Here is a 395-nt window from a genome sequence, read left to right as displayed (position 1 = left end):
GAGGTCGACGAACACGGCCACCGACTGGTGGTCCGCAACGGATACCACGCCGAACGTGAGGTCGTGACCTCGGCGGGTGCGGTGGCGGTGAAGGCGCCCCGCGTGAACGACAAGCGGATCGACCCCGATACCGGCGAGCGCAAGCGGTTCTCCTCGGCGATCCTGCCCGCCTGGGCTCGCAAGTCCGAGCAGGTATCGGAGGTGCTGCCGCTGCTGTACCTGCACGGCCTGTCAACCAGTGACTTCGGGCCGGCGCTCGAACAGTTCCTCGGCACCGGCGCCGGACTGTCCGCATCCTCGATCACCCGGCTCACGGCCCAGTGGCAGGACGAGGCGAAGGCCTTCGGCACCAGGGACCTCTCGCAGGTCGACTACGTGTACCTGTGGGTCGACGG

1 protein-coding gene is annotated in these 395 nt (G+C 68.4%); it reads left to right on the top strand.

Annotation, left to right across the window (positions count from 1 at the left end):
- On the top strand, positions 1 to 395 hold a 395-nt coding region (locus AC5Y7V_RS31415), incomplete at both ends, for a transposase (protein WP_499883797.1).

This window comes from Mycobacterium sp. NGS34 (genome assembly GCF_059812845.1).
This window is presented reverse-complemented; position numbering and strand designations above follow the sequence as displayed.